The 287-nt window shown below is 63.8% G+C and carries 1 pseudogene; it reads right to left on the bottom strand.

The features are described 5' to 3' along the window. Positions 1-287, bottom strand: a pseudogene (locus tag ACLQ3C_RS21625) (IS21 family transposase); the annotation flags it as partial.

The raw sequence follows: 287 nt of genomic DNA, 5'->3' as shown, positions 1-287 counted from the left end.
GCACCACGCCAGCCAGGCGACCAGGAGCACAACCTTGCGGCCGTCGACGACCGGACCATCACCGAAGTCGTATTGCACCACAGTCCCGGCTCGGTGATCCACGGCCGATGTACTCGTGTATTGCCCAGGCGCCAAGGGGATTTGATCTCCGCGAGCGCGCGGCGGGTCGTGCGGTCGGTGCCTGTGTATGTGTAGCCCAAAGCTTGCAAGCGTTCGTGTGCCTTGTCGCCGCGGATCTTGCCCCGCGAGTCGTCCACCCACGCTTCAAGAACATCGCGGTAGTCATC

Origin of the sequence: Gordonia sp. DT30, assembly GCF_049844915.1 — a bacterium.
Lineage (GTDB): Bacteria > Actinomycetota > Actinomycetes > Mycobacteriales > Mycobacteriaceae > Gordonia.
The sequence above is the reverse complement of the archived record's forward strand: the minus strand, read 5'-3'. Positions and strand labels throughout refer to the sequence as shown.